The organism is Amycolatopsis sp. NPDC104587 (genome assembly GCF_055583645.1).
The window spans coordinates 582,920-596,927 of sequence record NZ_JBVJNO010000003.1 but is presented as its reverse complement, the minus strand read 5'-3'; the positions used below and the strand labels follow the sequence as shown (position 1 = coordinate 596,927).

Annotated in this window: 14 protein-coding genes; 7 read left to right on the top strand and 7 right to left on the bottom strand. The window is 71.8% G+C overall.

Translation table 11 applies throughout. The annotated features are described in order from the left end of the window. The first annotated feature begins 49 nt into the window (after positions 1-49). Complete coding sequence (locus ACZ61C_RS10900) at positions 50-826, top strand: aldo/keto reductase (protein ID WP_465305256.1); 777 nt, start codon at positions 50-52, stop codon at positions 824-826. Here ACZ61C_RS10900 and ACZ61C_RS10895 read toward each other — a convergent pair. The 6 genes from ACZ61C_RS10895 to ACZ61C_RS10870 all read right to left on the bottom strand — a co-directional run bounded on the left by ACZ61C_RS10895 (position 823) and on the right by ACZ61C_RS10870 (position 7,283). Further along, entirely contained in the window at positions 823-1,902 is a 1,080-nt protein-coding gene (locus ACZ61C_RS10895; RefSeq protein ID WP_465305254.1) for a hypothetical protein, read from the bottom strand. The two genes, ACZ61C_RS10900 and ACZ61C_RS10895, sit on opposite strands and share 4 nt — an antisense overlap. Before the next feature lie 740 nt (positions 1,903-2,642). Next, entirely contained in the window at positions 2,643-3,524 is an 882-nt protein-coding gene (locus ACZ61C_RS10890; protein WP_465305252.1) for a 3-methyladenine DNA glycosylase, read from the bottom strand. After that, positions 3,521-4,564 (bottom strand): hemolysin family protein, encoded by a 1,044-nt coding sequence (locus ACZ61C_RS10885; protein WP_465305250.1) that lies wholly within the window; start codon positions 4,562-4,564, stop codon positions 3,521-3,523. Before ACZ61C_RS10885 ends, ACZ61C_RS10890 begins: the two co-directional genes overlap by 4 nt. Further along, positions 4,561-5,898, bottom strand: coding sequence for a hemolysin family protein (locus ACZ61C_RS10880; protein WP_465305248.1), 1,338 nt, complete (start codon positions 5,896-5,898; stop codon positions 4,561-4,563). Before ACZ61C_RS10880 ends, ACZ61C_RS10885 begins: the two co-directional genes overlap by 4 nt. A 214-nt stretch (positions 5,899-6,112) precedes the next feature. Next, positions 6,113-6,679 carry a TIGR03086 family metal-binding protein gene (locus ACZ61C_RS10875; protein WP_465305246.1) on the bottom strand — a complete coding sequence of 189 codons (567 nt, stop codon included), beginning with the start codon at positions 6,677-6,679 and terminating at the stop codon, positions 6,113-6,115. 22 nt (positions 6,680-6,701) lie between these two features. Continuing rightward, positions 6,702-7,283, bottom strand: a complete 582-nt coding sequence (locus ACZ61C_RS10870; RefSeq protein ID WP_465305244.1) for a TetR/AcrR family transcriptional regulator — start codon at positions 7,281-7,283, stop codon at positions 6,702-6,704. A 185-nt stretch (positions 7,284-7,468) separates the two neighbouring features. Here ACZ61C_RS10870 and ACZ61C_RS10865 point away from each other — a divergent pair, with 185 nt between their 5' ends. Genes ACZ61C_RS10865 through pip form a run of 5 tightly spaced genes read left to right on the top strand, consistent with a single transcriptional unit; the run spans position 7,469 to position 11,635 of the window. Continuing rightward, positions 7,469-7,873, top strand: a complete 405-nt coding sequence (locus ACZ61C_RS10865) for a hypothetical protein (protein ID WP_465305242.1) — start codon at positions 7,469-7,471, stop codon at positions 7,871-7,873. Further along, the gene (locus ACZ61C_RS10860; RefSeq protein WP_465305240.1) at positions 7,870-8,526 is read left to right on the top strand and encodes a DUF3558 domain-containing protein; all 657 of its coding nucleotides are present in this window, start codon (positions 7,870-7,872) and stop codon (positions 8,524-8,526) included. The genes ACZ61C_RS10865 and ACZ61C_RS10860 overlap by 4 nt, the downstream gene beginning before the upstream one ends. A 3-nt stretch (positions 8,527-8,529) precedes the next feature. Further along, entirely contained in the window at positions 8,530-9,870 is a 1,341-nt protein-coding gene (locus tag ACZ61C_RS10855) for a hypothetical protein (RefSeq protein ID WP_465305238.1), read from the top strand. Positions 9,871-9,913: 43 nt separating this feature from the next. Next, a complete protein-coding gene (locus ACZ61C_RS10850; protein WP_465305643.1) occupies positions 9,914-10,642 on the top strand; it encodes an ESX secretion-associated protein EspG in 729 nt (242 codons plus the stop codon). 51 nt (positions 10,643-10,693) lie between these two features. Beyond that, the gene (gene pip / locus ACZ61C_RS10845) at positions 10,694-11,635 is read left to right on the top strand and encodes a prolyl aminopeptidase (RefSeq protein ID WP_465305236.1); all 942 of its coding nucleotides are present in this window, start codon (positions 10,694-10,696) and stop codon (positions 11,633-11,635) included. Positions 11,636-11,671: 36 nt separating this feature from the next. Here the strand turns inward: pip and ACZ61C_RS10840 are convergent, their stop codons facing one another. Further along, positions 11,672-12,871: a Glu/Leu/Phe/Val dehydrogenase dimerization domain-containing protein gene (locus ACZ61C_RS10840; RefSeq protein WP_465305234.1), complete on the bottom strand. Its 1,200-nt coding sequence runs from the start codon at positions 12,869-12,871 to the stop codon at positions 11,672-11,674. A gap of 121 nt (positions 12,872-12,992) precedes the next feature. Between ACZ61C_RS10840 and ACZ61C_RS10835 the strand changes: the two genes are divergently transcribed. Then, positions 12,993-13,919, top strand: coding sequence for a LysR family transcriptional regulator (locus tag ACZ61C_RS10835; RefSeq protein WP_465305232.1), 927 nt, complete (start codon positions 12,993-12,995; stop codon positions 13,917-13,919). The last annotated feature ends 89 nt before the right edge of the window (positions 13,920-14,008 follow it).

Here is a 14,008-nt window from a genome sequence, read left to right as displayed (position 1 = left end):
GGTTCCGGAAGCCCCGCGCAGCAGCACCCTAAGTGAGGTTCAGCGGTAGATGGCCGTTCCTTCGCTCGCCCTGTCCGACGGAGTCCGCATCCCGCAGCTGCTGTTCGGCGTCGCGGGGCTGATGCCGGCCGAAACCGGCCGGGCCGTCCGCATCGCCCTCGACACCGGCTACCGCGGCATCGACACCTCACCCGAAACCGCGCCGGCGGTGGGCACGGCGCTCGCTGCGGCCGACGTGCCCCGCGAGGAGCTCTTCCTCAGCGTCAAGGTGCCCGCCCGGGGTTACGACACCGCGCGCCGCGCCGCGGACGAGGCGCTGGCCGCGCTCCAGGTCGAGCAGGCCGACCTGTGCCTGCTGGACGGCACGCAGGGCTCGTTCACCGACACGTGGCGCGCGCTGAGCCGGCTGCGCGCCGACGGCCGCGTCCGCGCGGTGGGCGTGGCCGGCTTCGGCGTCTCCGAGCTGCGCCGGCTGGCCGACGCCACCGGCGCTGCCCCCGCGGTCAACGTCGTCGAGCTGCACCCGTGGCTGCAGCAGCTGCCGCTGCGCGAGTTCCACGCCGAGCGCGGCATCGTGACGGCCGCGTCGAGCCCGGCCGCGAACGGCGCGTTGCTGGCGGACGAGACGGTGACCGCGCTCGCGGCGAAGTACGGCAAGACCCCGGCCCAGATCGTGCTCCGCTGGCACCTGCAGGACGGCACCGTCGCGGTGGCGGCGTCGGCCACCACCACCCGCATCCGCGAGAACTTCGGGATCTTCGACTTCGAGCTGGCCGACGACGACCTCGCCGTGGTGGCCGAGCTCGACAACGGCACCCGCGTCTAGGCCGGCTTGATGCCCGCGGCGGCGAAGTCCGCCTGCTGGGCGGGCTGCTCGAGGAACTCGCGGAACGTCTGGGCGGCGCGCAGCACGGTGTCGTCGATGCCGGTGCCCGACAGCCCGATGAACGGGTAGTCCGCCGACCGGGCGTTCGCCACCGACTGGGCGGGCGAGCCGATCATTTCGGGCTTCTTGGTGGTCAGCTCGCTGACCCAGTACGACGACTCGGGCAGCCAGGCCGCCGGGAGACCGCCGATGGCGTCCAGGTTGGACCGGCCGACCAGCGCGTCGAGCACCTGCGACGAGGGCTTGGCTTCGATCATCACGTGCACGCACTGGCCGTGCACCACCGTGGCGGCGGCGTTCCACCGGTCGGCCGCGGCGGTGAGCGGCTTCTGCGCGCTCGGGGTGACGATGATCCGCATGTGCGAGGTGCCGGTGGAGCAGCTGGCGGCCTGCGCCTCGGCGCGGCTGTTGAGCTCGCTGTCGGCCCAGTTCCACCCGACCACGCCGAGCCCGATCAGGGCGGCGAGCACCAGACAGGCGATCGGCCACCCGGCGATCCGGCGGCGCGGGGCCTTCTTGCCGACGATGCGGTGTGAGCCGGTTGCCTCGCCCTTGCCGAGGGTGCGGTGGGAGCCGGTGGATTCGCCGGCGCCGGCAGTGCGGTGGGATCCAGTGGACTCGCTCGCGGCGGCGACGCGCCGGGATCCGGTGGATTCGCCGGCGCCGGCAGTGCGGTGGGAGCCGGTCGACTCGCTCGCGCCGGCGGTCCGGTGCGGACCGGTGGTCTCGCTGCGGCTCCGGCTCCGGCGGGAGGCGGTGCCGTCTTCGCCGTTCGCGGCCCTGCGGGCGGAGCGCGCGTTTTCGCGGCGGCCGGTGGACTGGGGGGTGTCGTCGCCGGCGCGGGACCGGGTGCCCTCGCCGCGGGAAGCGGTGTCTTCGCGGCTCGGGTCTTCGCCGCGGGTGACGGTGCGGAAGGAGCCGGACTGGTCGCTGCGCGCGGTGATCGGGTAGTTGCCGGAGGCCTCACCGTGCCGGGTGATGACCTCGGTCCGCTCGGCCGCGGTTTCTTTCTGCACCGCGCCGCGGGGACCTTCACCGCGACGGGCCGCGTAGGCGCCATCGCGGCGAGCCGTGACGGGGTAGGAGCCGGAGCTTTCACCGCGACGGGCGGCCGGGTAGCTCCCGGAGGCCTTGCCCCGGCCGGTGGCCTCGCCGCGACCCGCGACCGGGTACGAGCCGGAGCTTTCGCCCCGGCGGACGGCCGGGTACGCGCCAGAGGCTTCCCCGCGGGGGGTGGGGTGGGATCCGGTGCCCGCGGCGGGGTGGCTGCCGGAGGTTTCGCCGCGGCCGGTGGGCTGAGCGTCGGCGGCCGTACCGCGACCTGCCGCAGGGTAGGAACCGGAGGCTTCACCAGGACGGGCCACCGGGTACGAACCGGAAGCTTCACCAGAACGGGTGACGGGATAAGAACCGGAAGCTTCGCCTCGGCCGGGAGCCCGGGAGGCGCGGCCCGCGATGCCGAACGCTTCGGAGATGGAGCTGCGCTTGGGAGTCCGAGAGGCGCCGGAGGCCTCGCCACGACGAGCGGCCGGGTACGAACCCGAAGCTTCGCCGGGGCCCGGGGCGGCCGGCCGGCCCTCACGCGGCGTGCGGTCCTGAGGGTGCGGCACCGGCTCCTCGTCCCGTGCGTGTCGCCCCATCGTCATCCTTTCGGGGGTGAGCGCATGCCAAGCACGCGCTGCGATGCAATCAAACCGTTATCACCCTAACAGGTGAGTATCGGAGAGAGAATAATCTGACTCACAGTTGCCCGCGCTCAGGGTGCTGCGCTGACCAGGCGATGGCAAAGCGCAATCAGGCGATGACGCACCGGCGCGGCCCGGCGGGCGAAACCGCCCTGGGCACGGGCGTATTCGGCTCTTCCCGCGGCGGTTTCGATCCGCACCGGCGGATATCCGAGCCCGGCCAGGTCGTACGGGCCGGCTCGCATGTCGAGCGTCCGGATCTCGACCGCCAGCTCGAAACAGTCCGCCACGAGCTCCGCGGGCACGAACGGGTCGAGCTTGTACGCCCATTTGAACAGGTCCATGTTCGCGTGCAGGCACCCCGGCTGCTCGAGTGCGACCTGCGTCTCCCTCGTGGGCGTCAGCTCGTTGCGGGGCCGCGCCGGTCCGGTGAAGAAGCGGAACGCGTCGAAGTGCCCGCACCGGATGTCGAGCGACTCCACCACCGCGTCGGTGCCCGCCGAGCCGAGCCGGAGCGGGACCTGGTCGTGGCGCACCGAATCCGCCGGCTCGCGGTAGACCATGGCCCACTCGTGCAGGCCGAAGCAGTTCAGCCGCGGGGAGCGTGACGCCGTCGCCGTCAGCAGGCCGAGGACGAACTCCGCCGTCCGCTTCTTGCCGTCCGGAACTCCCGACGGATCCAGCCGGACGCCGTCGGGCGTCGACACGTAGCCCTTGCGGTCCAGGAAGCGCCGCGCCGCGGGCCCGGCGAGCGCGACGCCGGGCCCGGGCTGCCACCGCTGCAGGTGCGACGGCCGGTACGAGTAGTAGGTGAACAGGAAGTCCAGCACCGGGTGCTTCTCGCCGCGCGACCGGCGCTCCTGGTGCGGGACCGTCCACTTCCGCATCCGCTCGGCGTGCGCCGCCTCCCGGGCCAGCCAGTCCGGTTCGGCGAGCACTTCGACGGCGGTCATGCGCCGACGTGGGTTCCGTCGCGCACCGTGCCCACGTACTCCTCGACGAGGTCCTCGAGGGCGACGACCCCGACGGCGTTCCCGCCCGTGTCGAGCGCCCGCGCCAGGTGGCTGCCTTCCTTGCGCATGGCCGAAAGCGCGACGTCGAGCCGCGCGTCGGCCCGCAGCTCGGTGAGCGCGCGGGTCTTCGCCGCGGGCACGATCGTCGCGGGGTCGTGGCCGGCCAGGTCGAGGACGTCCTTCACGTGGATGTAGCCGGTCAGCCGGCCGTCGTCGGTGCACACCGGGAAGCGCGAGAAGCCGGTGGACGACACCGCCCGCTCGACGTCGCCGACGGTCGGTCCGCACGGCAACGTGGTCAGCTCGGCCGTCGGCACCAGCACGTCGGCCACCGTCTTCTGCACCGACGACAGCGTCTGCGTGAGCCGCCGGTGCTCGGACTGGTCGATCAGGCCCTCCCGGCGCGACTCGCTGAGCAGCTCGGCCAGCTCGTCGGAGGTGTAGGCCGTCTCCAGCTCGTCCTTCGGCTCGACCTTCACCGCGCGCAGCAGTGAGTTGGCGACGAAGTTGAGCAGCCAGATGAACGGGTTGGCGAGCTTGACCCAGCCGACGTGCACCGGCACCAGCCACAGCGCGAGCTTCTCCGGCTCGGCGATGGCGAGGTTCTTCGGCACCATCTCGCCGATCAGGACGTGCAGCACGGTGATGAACGCCAGCGCGATGGCGAACGAGACCGCGTGCAGCAGCGTCTCGGGCAGGCCCAGCAGGTCGAAGAACGCCGACAGCCGGTGCGCGATCGCGGGCTCGCCGAGGCGGCCGAGCAGCAGCGAGCAGATGGTGATGCCCAGCTGCGCGCCGGCCAGCATCAGCGACACGTGCTTGCTCGCGTTGATCACGATCTTCGCTCGGGTCTTGCCCTGCTCCAGCAACGCTTCGAGCCTGTCCCGCCGCGAGGAGATCAGGGTGAACTCCGCGCCGACGAAGAAGGCGTTGGCGAGCAGCAGGACCACGACGAGGGCGATGTTCAGCCAGTCGCTCACGAGGCCACCTCGGCTTCCACCGGCGCCCGGACCGGGGCCACCTCGACCTCGGCGATCCTGTGTTTGTCCATCGTGGTCACCGTGAGCCGCCAGCCGTCGACCTCGGTGGCGTCCCCTTCGGCGGGGATCTTGCCCAGCCGCTCGAGGATCAGCCCGGCGATGGTCTCGTAGTCGCCGTCGGGCATCCGGAACCCGGTGACGTCGGTGATCTCGTCGGCGCGCAGCTGGCCGGAGACCAGCCAGCTGTCGGTGCCGACCTGCTGCGAAGCGGGCGCTTCGCGGTCGTCGTGCTCGTCGCGGACGTCGCCGATGATCTCCTCGACGACGTCCTCCAGCGTCACGAGCCCGGCCGTGCCGCCGTACTCGTCGACGACGATCGCGAGCTGGAAGCGCGAGTCGCGCAGGCGGTCGAGCAGGTCGTCGCCGGGCAGCGACTCGGGCACGGTCGGCACCGGCCGCATCACCGAGCCGATCGGCACGGCGGCGCGGTCGGCGGCGGGCACGGCGAAGGCCTGCTTGACGTGCACGGCGCCCCGGACGTCGTCGAGGTCCTCGGCGTGCACCGGGAACCGCGAGAACCCGGTGCGGCGCGAGATGTCGATGAGGTCCTCGATCGTGTCGCCCACGGCGAGCGACTCGAGCTGCACCCGCGGGGTCATCAGCTCCTCCGCGGTGCGCTCGCCGAACCGCAGCGAGCGGTCGAGCAGCTCCGCGGTGGACGTGTCGAGCGTGCCGCTCTCGGCGCTGGAGCGCACGATCGAGCCCAGCTCCTGCGGCGAGCGCGCGGACCGCAGTTCTTCCTGCGGTTCGACGCCGAACTTGCGGACGAGGAAGTTCGCGCTGTTGTTCATGATCGTGATGAGCCAGCGGAACAGCGCGGAGAACCGCGAGTGGTAGCCGGCGACCGCGCGCGCGGTCGGCAGCGGCCGGGCGATCGCGAGGTTCTTCGGCACCATCTCGCCGAGGATCATCGACAGCGAGGTGGCGATGACCAGGGCGAGCACGATCGAAGCGCCCTCGGCGAACCCGGTCGGCAGGCCGACCCCGGTCAGCAGCGGCCGGACGAGCTCGCCGATCAGCGGCTCGGCCAGGTAACCGGTGATCAACGTCGTCAGCGTGATCGCGACCTGGGCGCCGGAGAGCTGGAACGAGAGCGTCCGGTGGGCCTTCTGGACGGTCAGCGCCCGACGGTCGCCGACCTGGCGGACGTTGGCGTCCACCGTGCTGCGCTCGAGCGCGGTCAGGGAGAACTCGGCCGCGACGGCGAGCCCGGTGCCGACCGTCAGCAGCACGAAGAGGAGGACGCCGAGCACGGCGAAGAGGATCTGGGTCATTCCGCACCCGCCCTGGCGGCGGGGGATGAACCTATCGGACAGCCGGGTCGGTCACCCGGCTCGGTACTGTCACCAGGTGACGGCGCTGCGCGCACGAAACGTTCACTCCTAGTAGTGAATGGGCGTGTACTGCGAAGATGTCGCAATCTTAACGTGTTCTTGGCGCTTGTCGCGGCAGTTCCGGTGTGTCGGCGCGCTCACCTGACCCGGTGGCTCAGCGCGGTTCGCGTCCGAGCAGGGCGACGAGCCGGGCGGCCGCCCCCGCCCCGCGGCGCACCGCGACCGGCGGGTCGAACAGGCCGAGGCCCTGCCAGTCGTCCACCCACGGCCGGACGACGTCGAGCAGCCGTTCGGCCAGCGGCTCGGCGACCGGTCCGGGCCGGCCGAGCGCGGTGGTGAGGTCCCAGGCGTGCACCGCGGCGTCGACCGTCATCTGCCAGCCGTACTCGCGGGCCGGGACCAGCCCGTGCGAGAGGTGCACGGCGCGTTCGAGCACCCCGTCGTCGAGGAAGGCCTCCCGGGCGGCCTCGGCGGCCGCGTCCCAGGCGGCGACCGGGTCTTCGCCGAGGACGTCACCGTCGAAGCGGTCACCGACGTCGTCGAGGGTGGCGCCGGCGAGCACCGAAGGCGCCCACAGCTGCTCGGCGACGACGTGGTTCACCAAGGCGCGGACGGTCCACTCGGTACACGGCGTCCGGCGGTCCCAGTCGGTGGCCGCGGCGCTGTGCACGGCGTCGCCGAAGGCGCGCAACGCCTGGCCGTGCGCCTCGAGAAGATCCACGCGGCCATTGGACCACGCCGGATCAGGCCGTGCCGGGCCGGTGCCGCCGCACGGTTTCCTCGACGAGGTCGAGCACCGGCCCGAGCCCGGCGGCGGGCAACCCCATGGCCAGGTGTGAGACGAGTCCTTCGAGGACGAGCTCGAGGAAGGCGGTGAGCACGTCGACGTCGACGTCGTCGCGCAGCTTCCCGGCCTCCCGCTGCCGCAGCAGGCGCAGCCGGGTCGCCGTGGTCAGCTGCTCGGACCGCTCGGCCCAGCGGCCGCGGAACTCGGGGTCGGTGCGCAGCCGCCGGGAGACCTCGAGGCGGGTGCCCAGCCAGTCGGCTGGGTGGTCGCCGCCGGCCAGCAGGTCCCGCATCACCTGCACGAGGCCCTGCTCGGCGACGACGTCGGCCATCCGGACGGCGTCGTCCTCCGCGAGGGCGAGGAAGAGCGACTCCTTGTCGCGGAAGTGGTGGAAGATGGCCCCGCGGGACAGACCGGTGGCTTCCTCCAGGCGCCGGACTGTGGCACCTTCGTAGCCGTAGCGGGCGAAGCACACGCGCGAGCCGTCGAGGATCTGGCGCCGTCGTGCGTCGAGGTGATCCTGGCTTACGCGTGGCATCCTGAAATCCTGGCACCGCGGACCGCCTTCTCGCAATCCGTACGTACGTACTGTGACCCGGAGTGCCGGGAACCGGACCCCCGCCCCCATCGTCGGAACGTTGCGGCGATTCGCTGACACGGCTTGAGACAGTTGGCTAGTCTTTGCATCATCACGGTGGGTGAACTGAGGGGCAGGTGCGGGACGTGATCATCGGCGAAGCCGGGCAGGCGGTCCAAGCCGTCTGGGGTGGCGACATCCTGGGCCACAGCGGGCACGTCTACGGCGGCGGTGGCGGGGGCGGCGGCAAGTTCGCGATGGACCCTGAAGAGCTCGCCTCGGTGATCGGACTTTGGGAAGACGAGCTGGACAAGATCGTCGACGACGGCGACACGATCCGAACGCTCGCGAACGCCGCGTTGGCGCCCGGGCAGGACTCGGCCAGCGGGAACTACGCGTCGGCGGCGAACACTTCGATCGCCTCTTTGCAGGCGCAAAACGACTCGATGCGCAAGTACGTGCAGGGCTACATCAAGAAGCTCAAGGAAGCGCAGGCGAAGACCGTCGTTACCGATCAGAACATGTCCGAAACCTTCAGGCAGGCGACGTGAGTCTGGGCAAAAGCACCCGCGCGAGTGCTCTCAGCGGGGCCGTTGTCGTGGCCTGCGCGTTCGTGGCCGGCTGCACCTCGCAGACCGGTGGCACGGCCACGCCGGTGAATTCCGAGTCCTCGTCGGGAACATCGTCGTCGGCGGGGCCGGCCGGAGACGTTCCGAAAGTAACCGCTCCGCTGGACGTGGCGAAGTACGAAAGCGACACATGCGGGCTCGTCCCCAACGACGAGCTGACCAGGCTGAAGTTCACCGATCCTGGCGAGCCGCGCCCGCGGGACAGCACGCCTGAGGGCCAGTCGGGCCCCAGCTGCGGCTGGAAGATCCATGGCGAGGGGATTAGCCTGCTGGTCATCCTCGGCACCGGCAACCGCGACGCCGGTGCGGGCGGGCTGGCCGGTGTCCAGGCCGCCTATGAACGTCCGAACGGCCTCTTCAAGTTTCTCGAGCGCGCGCCCGACATCGAGGGATATCCCGCGGTGTACTTCGACATCAGCGACCGTCGCCCGGCCGGGAACTGCAGCCTGGCTGTCGGGCTCGCCGACGACTTGGCGGTGTCGGTGTTTTCGGAAGGCTATGAGGGGCAACAGGATTCCTGCGACGCCGCGCAAGGGGCCGCGGCCGCGCTGGTCAAAACACTCAAGGGGGCTTGACGAGTGGACGGCAAGCAGATTTACGACAACTTCAAACAGGGGGACACCGACGGGCTCCGGCGGATGTCCGAGTCGGTGAACAAGCTTTCGCAGGCTTACCAGGCTCGTGCGGAGGGCATCAAGGCGCTCCAGAGCCGGATGATGCAGGCCTGGACGGGGCCCGCCGCCAACGCGGCCGACGCCGGCGCGGCTCCGCTCGAGCTGGCCTTCGCCGAGACCGCGCTGCCACTCGACGAGACCAAGGCTTCCGTCGACACCCAGACCGAGGTCTTCGACCACTCCAGCAACACCGTCGTCCAGGTGCCGCCCAAGCCCGAGAAGCCCAACCCGTGGACAACCGGGCTCAAGGCCGCGATCCCGATCGCCGGGCCGTTCATGGCCAAGGACGACATCGACGACTACCAGACCGGGATCGCGAAGTACAACGCGGCGAACGAGACGAACGTCCGGGTGATGGACCAGTACAACGTCGTCACCAACGGCACGAGCGCGACGCTTCCCGCCAACTACGGCGTGCTGGAGGCCGACAGCGCCGAAATCGCCGTCAACCAGGGTGGTGGACCGCCGCCGATCAAGCCGCCGCCGATCCGGCCGCTCATCATCAACGAACACGAGCTCAAGCCGAACCCGCCCGGGGGCGACGACGACCACACGTCGACCACGAGCGTCGACACCACCCACACCGGGAACCCCGACAAGCCCGGCAGCACCGACCGGCCCACGGACCCGACCCGGCCCACGGATCCGAACCGGCCCACCGACCCGACCCGGCCGGTCGTCGTGCCGCGGTCCGAGGACGAGACGCGCCCGACCAGCACCACCCGGCCGACCACGACGCGGCCGTTTCCGCCGAGCACCGACCGGCCGGGGAAGACGCCCGTCGGCACCGACGGGATCGACTTCTACCCGACCAACACCGGCGGTGGGGGCGGCGGCAACAACTACTCGAACACCTTCGGCAACGACCCGTACTCGAGCACCGGCGGCCGCGGGCCGAGCAGTGGCTCGGCGGGCGGACGGCTCCTCGACTCCAACGGTCGCCCGATCGGGGGCGGCGGCAGCGGCGGGACCGGCAGCGGCGCCGGCGCCGCGGGGGAGCGCGGGCTGGGCAGCGGGCGCGGGTCCGGCATGGGCAGCCTCGGCAACGCCGCCGCCGCGGAGGCCGCCGCCGCGCGGTCGGCCGGTGGGCGCTCCGGGCAGATGGGACCCATGGGTGCCGGCGGCCGCCGGGGCGAGGGTGAGGAAGATGATGAGCACCAGCGGCCGGACTTCCTGATCGAGGCGGACCCGGACGCGATCTTCGGCACCGACCAGCGGACCAGCCCGCCGGTCATCGGCGAGTAGAGCGAGTAGAGCGAGTAAGCGGGTGGACGTGGTCACAGGCCGGGTGGACGTTCCGGTCGAGGCGCTGGCCGCACTGGCCGAGCGCGAACAGGTCGGGCAGCTGCACATCACCCTGCGTCCGGAGCCGTTGTGGCTTTCGGACGCGGAGCGCGACGAAGCGGACAAGCGGGTCGAGGCCGCGTTGGCGGAGGCGGGCCTGGTCGACGCGCGCGGCCGCGCCACCGTCGACTTCCTCGACTGGCTGCCGCTGCTGGTGAACCCGGCGCGGGAGTGCTACGGCTGGGTCGGCGCGGACGGGCAGACCTACGGCGTGCTGGCGGCGGCGAAAGGGCTGCAGGCGATCCTGGCGGTCTCCGACGGCACGCACGTCGGCGTGCAGGAGATCGACCGGAACAGGCTCGCCGAGTCCCTCGTCGAGCAGCTGCCGCCGGTCGGCCCGGGTGGCGGTCACCCGCGCTCGGTCCGCGTGGCGGACCTGACCGAGGCCGCCCGCCTCGGGCAGGACGCCTACCCGCTGGCCCCGGCGATCGCCGACGTCATCAGCCTCGTCCAGCGGCCGGTGCAGGGCAGCGGGGAACTCTACGTCGGCCGTCGTGACGACGTCGGGCGGCACACCTGCCTGCAGCAGCCCCTGCACTACGCCGACACGGACTGGGGCCGCTACCTCAGCTACACCTCCGGCACGGGCGAGGACGCGGTCATCCACATCGGGCCGGCGGGCCCGCGTGAACTGGCCGACACGCTCATGGAGCTGGCCGGCGCCCTCGTCTGACCCGCTAATGTGACAGTGCTGTTGTATTCCGCGGGCAGGAAGGACGCGCTAATGCTGTACCCCGAGATCGAGCCGTACGACCACGGCCTGCTCGACGTCGGTGACGGGCACGAGATGTACTGGGAGACCTGCGGGAACCCGGACGGCAAGCCGGCCCTGGTCGTGCACGGCGGTCCGGGCTCGGGCTGCTCGACGAACCTCCGCCGGTACTTCGACCCGGCGAAGTACCGGGTGGTGCTCGTCGACCAGCGCGGCTGCGGCCGCAGCCTCCCGCACGCCGGCGCCCCGGTCGCCGACCTCTCCGCCAACACGACCGACCACCTCGTCGCGGACTTCGAGCTGCTGCGCACCCGGCTCGGCATCGAAAAGTGGCTGCTGTTCGGCGGTTCCTGGGGGTGCGTGCTGAGCCTGACCTACGCCCTGCGGCACCCCGGCCGGGTCACCGAAATGGTCCTGATGGGTCTGGCGACCGACCGCTTCCTCGAAGTCGAGATGCTCATCCGCGGCCTCGGCGCGTACTTCCCGGAGGCCTTCGAGAAGTTCCGCCGAGGAGTGCCGGAGAACGAGCGCGACGGCGACCTGTCCGCCGCCTACCACCGGCTGCTGATGGATCCCGACCCGGCGGTCCACCACAAGGCAGCCGACGACTGGACCGCCTGGGAAGACGCGATGCTCCCGGGCGTGCCCCCGTACAAGTCCTTCGAGGACCCGGCCTTCCGGCTCTGCTTCGCCCGGCTGGTCACGCACTACTTCAGCAACCGGGCCTTCCTGCCCGACGGCGAAATCCTGCGCGAGCTCGGCAAGCTCGCCGACATCCCGGCGGTGCTGGCGCAGGGCGTGCTCGACACGAGCAACATCGTCGGCACGCCCTGGCTGCTGCACCACGGCTGGCCGGCCAGCGAGCTGGTCCTGCTCGGCGACGTCGGCCACAGCACGCAGGACGTGTCGATGCAGGACGTCCTGGTCGGCGCGACCGACCGCTTCGCCCGCTGACGGGTCGGAAGCCCCGGGCGGGGCTTCCGAGCCGGGTCAGGGAATCAGCAGTGCGGGCTCACCCTCCGGCGTCAGCGCCGCTTCGGCGCGCTGGGCCCGGGTGGTCTCGGCCAGCCGCAGCCCGGTGACGCGCAGCGGCAGCCGGTCCATGTTCCACTCGGTCAGCAGCAGCGCCACCTTGGCCTGCATCTCGGTGCGCAGCCGCAGGAACGAGTCGGCCGGGTCGGCGCCGACCTCGCCCAGCAACAGCCACCACGCCCAGGCGGCCGCGCCGGCGTTGGCGACGAAGTCGGGGACCACCGCGACCCCACGCGCGGAGAGCGCCGCTTCGGCTTCCGGGGTGGTCGCCGCGTTGGCCGCTTCGACGACGACCTTGGCCTTGACCAGGTTCTCGTTGTCCGGCCGCAGCGCGTAGGAGATCGCCGCCGGCACGAAGACGTCCGCGTCGATCCCGACGATGGTCTCGCGCGGCAGCGCCCGGACCCCGGCCGGCAGCCGGGAGCGGTCGACCTCGCCGAAGCGGTCGCGCAGCTCGAGCAGCGCCGGGACGTCGAGCCCCACCGGGTCGTAGAGCGTGCCCGCCGCGTCGGCGACCGCGACCACCTTCATCCCGGCTTCGTGCAGGTACCAGGCCGCGCCGCCGCCCATGGTGCCGATGCCCTGGATCGCGACGGTCGTCTCCCGCACGTCCCAGTCCCACGCCGCCGCGACGCCGAGGCACGCCTGCGCCACGCCGTAGCCGCCGACGACGTCACCGAGCAGCAGCCCGCCGGGGACCGGCGCGTTGAGGCCGGCCTGGACCCGGCGCAGCGTGCGCGCGGGATCGGCCGAACGGCGGATCGCCGCGTGGTACGACTGCTCTAGACCGAGCTCCGCGAACACCTCGTCGATCAGGTGCTGGGGCACGCCGAGGTCCTCGGCGGTCACCCAGTGGGCGTCGAGCCACGGCCGCAGGAACGCGCAGAACCGCTTCAGGACGTCGAAGGCGCGCGGGTCCTTCGGGTCGAAGTCGATGCCGCCCTTGGCCCCGCCGACAGGCAGGTTGAACGTGGCGGTCTTGTTGGCCATGCCCCGGGCGAGGTCCTCGACCTCGCTCATCGTGCAGCCCGCCCGCATCCGGGTGCCCCCGGTGGCGACGCCGGAGACCAGGCTGTGCACGACCAGGTAGCCGTGCGCGCCGGTGACGGGATCGGTCCACGTGAGCCGCATCAGCGGCTCGGCGTTGCGCGGGGTCATCAGGGCCACTCACCTCCAGGGAAGTCGGGGGCGGTCTCGCCGACCGCCTCCCCGAGAGTGCGCCCCGGGTGGTCCTCGCGTCCATTTAACGCTGCTGCACGATCTCGTTTAGGTTTGGTGTATGGAGCTTTCGCTGCACCGCTTGCGGATGCTGCGCGAGCTGCACCGCCGGGGCACCGTCACGGCGGCCGCCGCGGCGTTGCACTACACCGCCTCGGCGGTATCACAGCAGCTCGCACAGCTCGAACGGGACGTGGGCGCCAAGCTGTTCGAACGGCTCGGGCGGCGCGTCCAGCTGACCGAGCTCGGCACCCTGCTGACCGAGCACGCCGAGGAGATCCTCGGTTCGGTGGAACGGGCGACCCTCGCTTTGGAGGAAGCGCAGGACGCCCGAACGGTCCGGTTGACGGCCGGGGTGTGGGCGTCGGTGGCCTCGGGACTGCTGCCGACCGCCCTCACGGCGCTCGCCGGTGAACACCCCGGCATCGAGGTGCGGACCCGCGAACTGGCGCCCGAGGACACCGCCGAAGCGGTCCGGGACGGCACCCTCGACCTCTCGTTCGTGATCGACTATTCGGACGCCCCCACGGCGTGGGACGCCGGGCTGGAACGCGCGGTCGTGGCCGTCGAGCGGCTGCACGCGGCGGTGCCGCGGGGCGCGGTGCCGTCGGGGTCGGCGTCGCTGGACGAGCTCGCCGAGCACCCGTGGATCCTGGCCAGCCCGAAGTCGCACTTCGGCCGGGCGATGCGGACGGCCTGCAAGCGCCACGGCTTCGCCCCGAAGATCAACCACGAGGTCGAGGAGCAGTCGACGGCGATGGCGATGGTCGGGGCCGGCCTCGGCGTCACCCTCGTCTCCGACCTGGGCCTGCGGCTGCTGCGGCCGCCGGGGATCGACGTCGTCACGCTCACCACGCCGCTGCTGCGGACGGTGTCGATCGCCTACCGGCGCACCGCGTTCCGCCGGCCCGCGTTGCACCTGGTGATCGAGGCCGTCCGGGCGTCGGCGGCCGAGCTCGGTCTGGGCACCGAGTCCGCTTTGCCCTGATCCGGGAGTTCTTACGAAGTGGTGATCGGCTCCCGCTGCGCAGGACGAGCCCTGATTTTGTCGTACCCCGCGTGTAGCGTCCGAAGTCA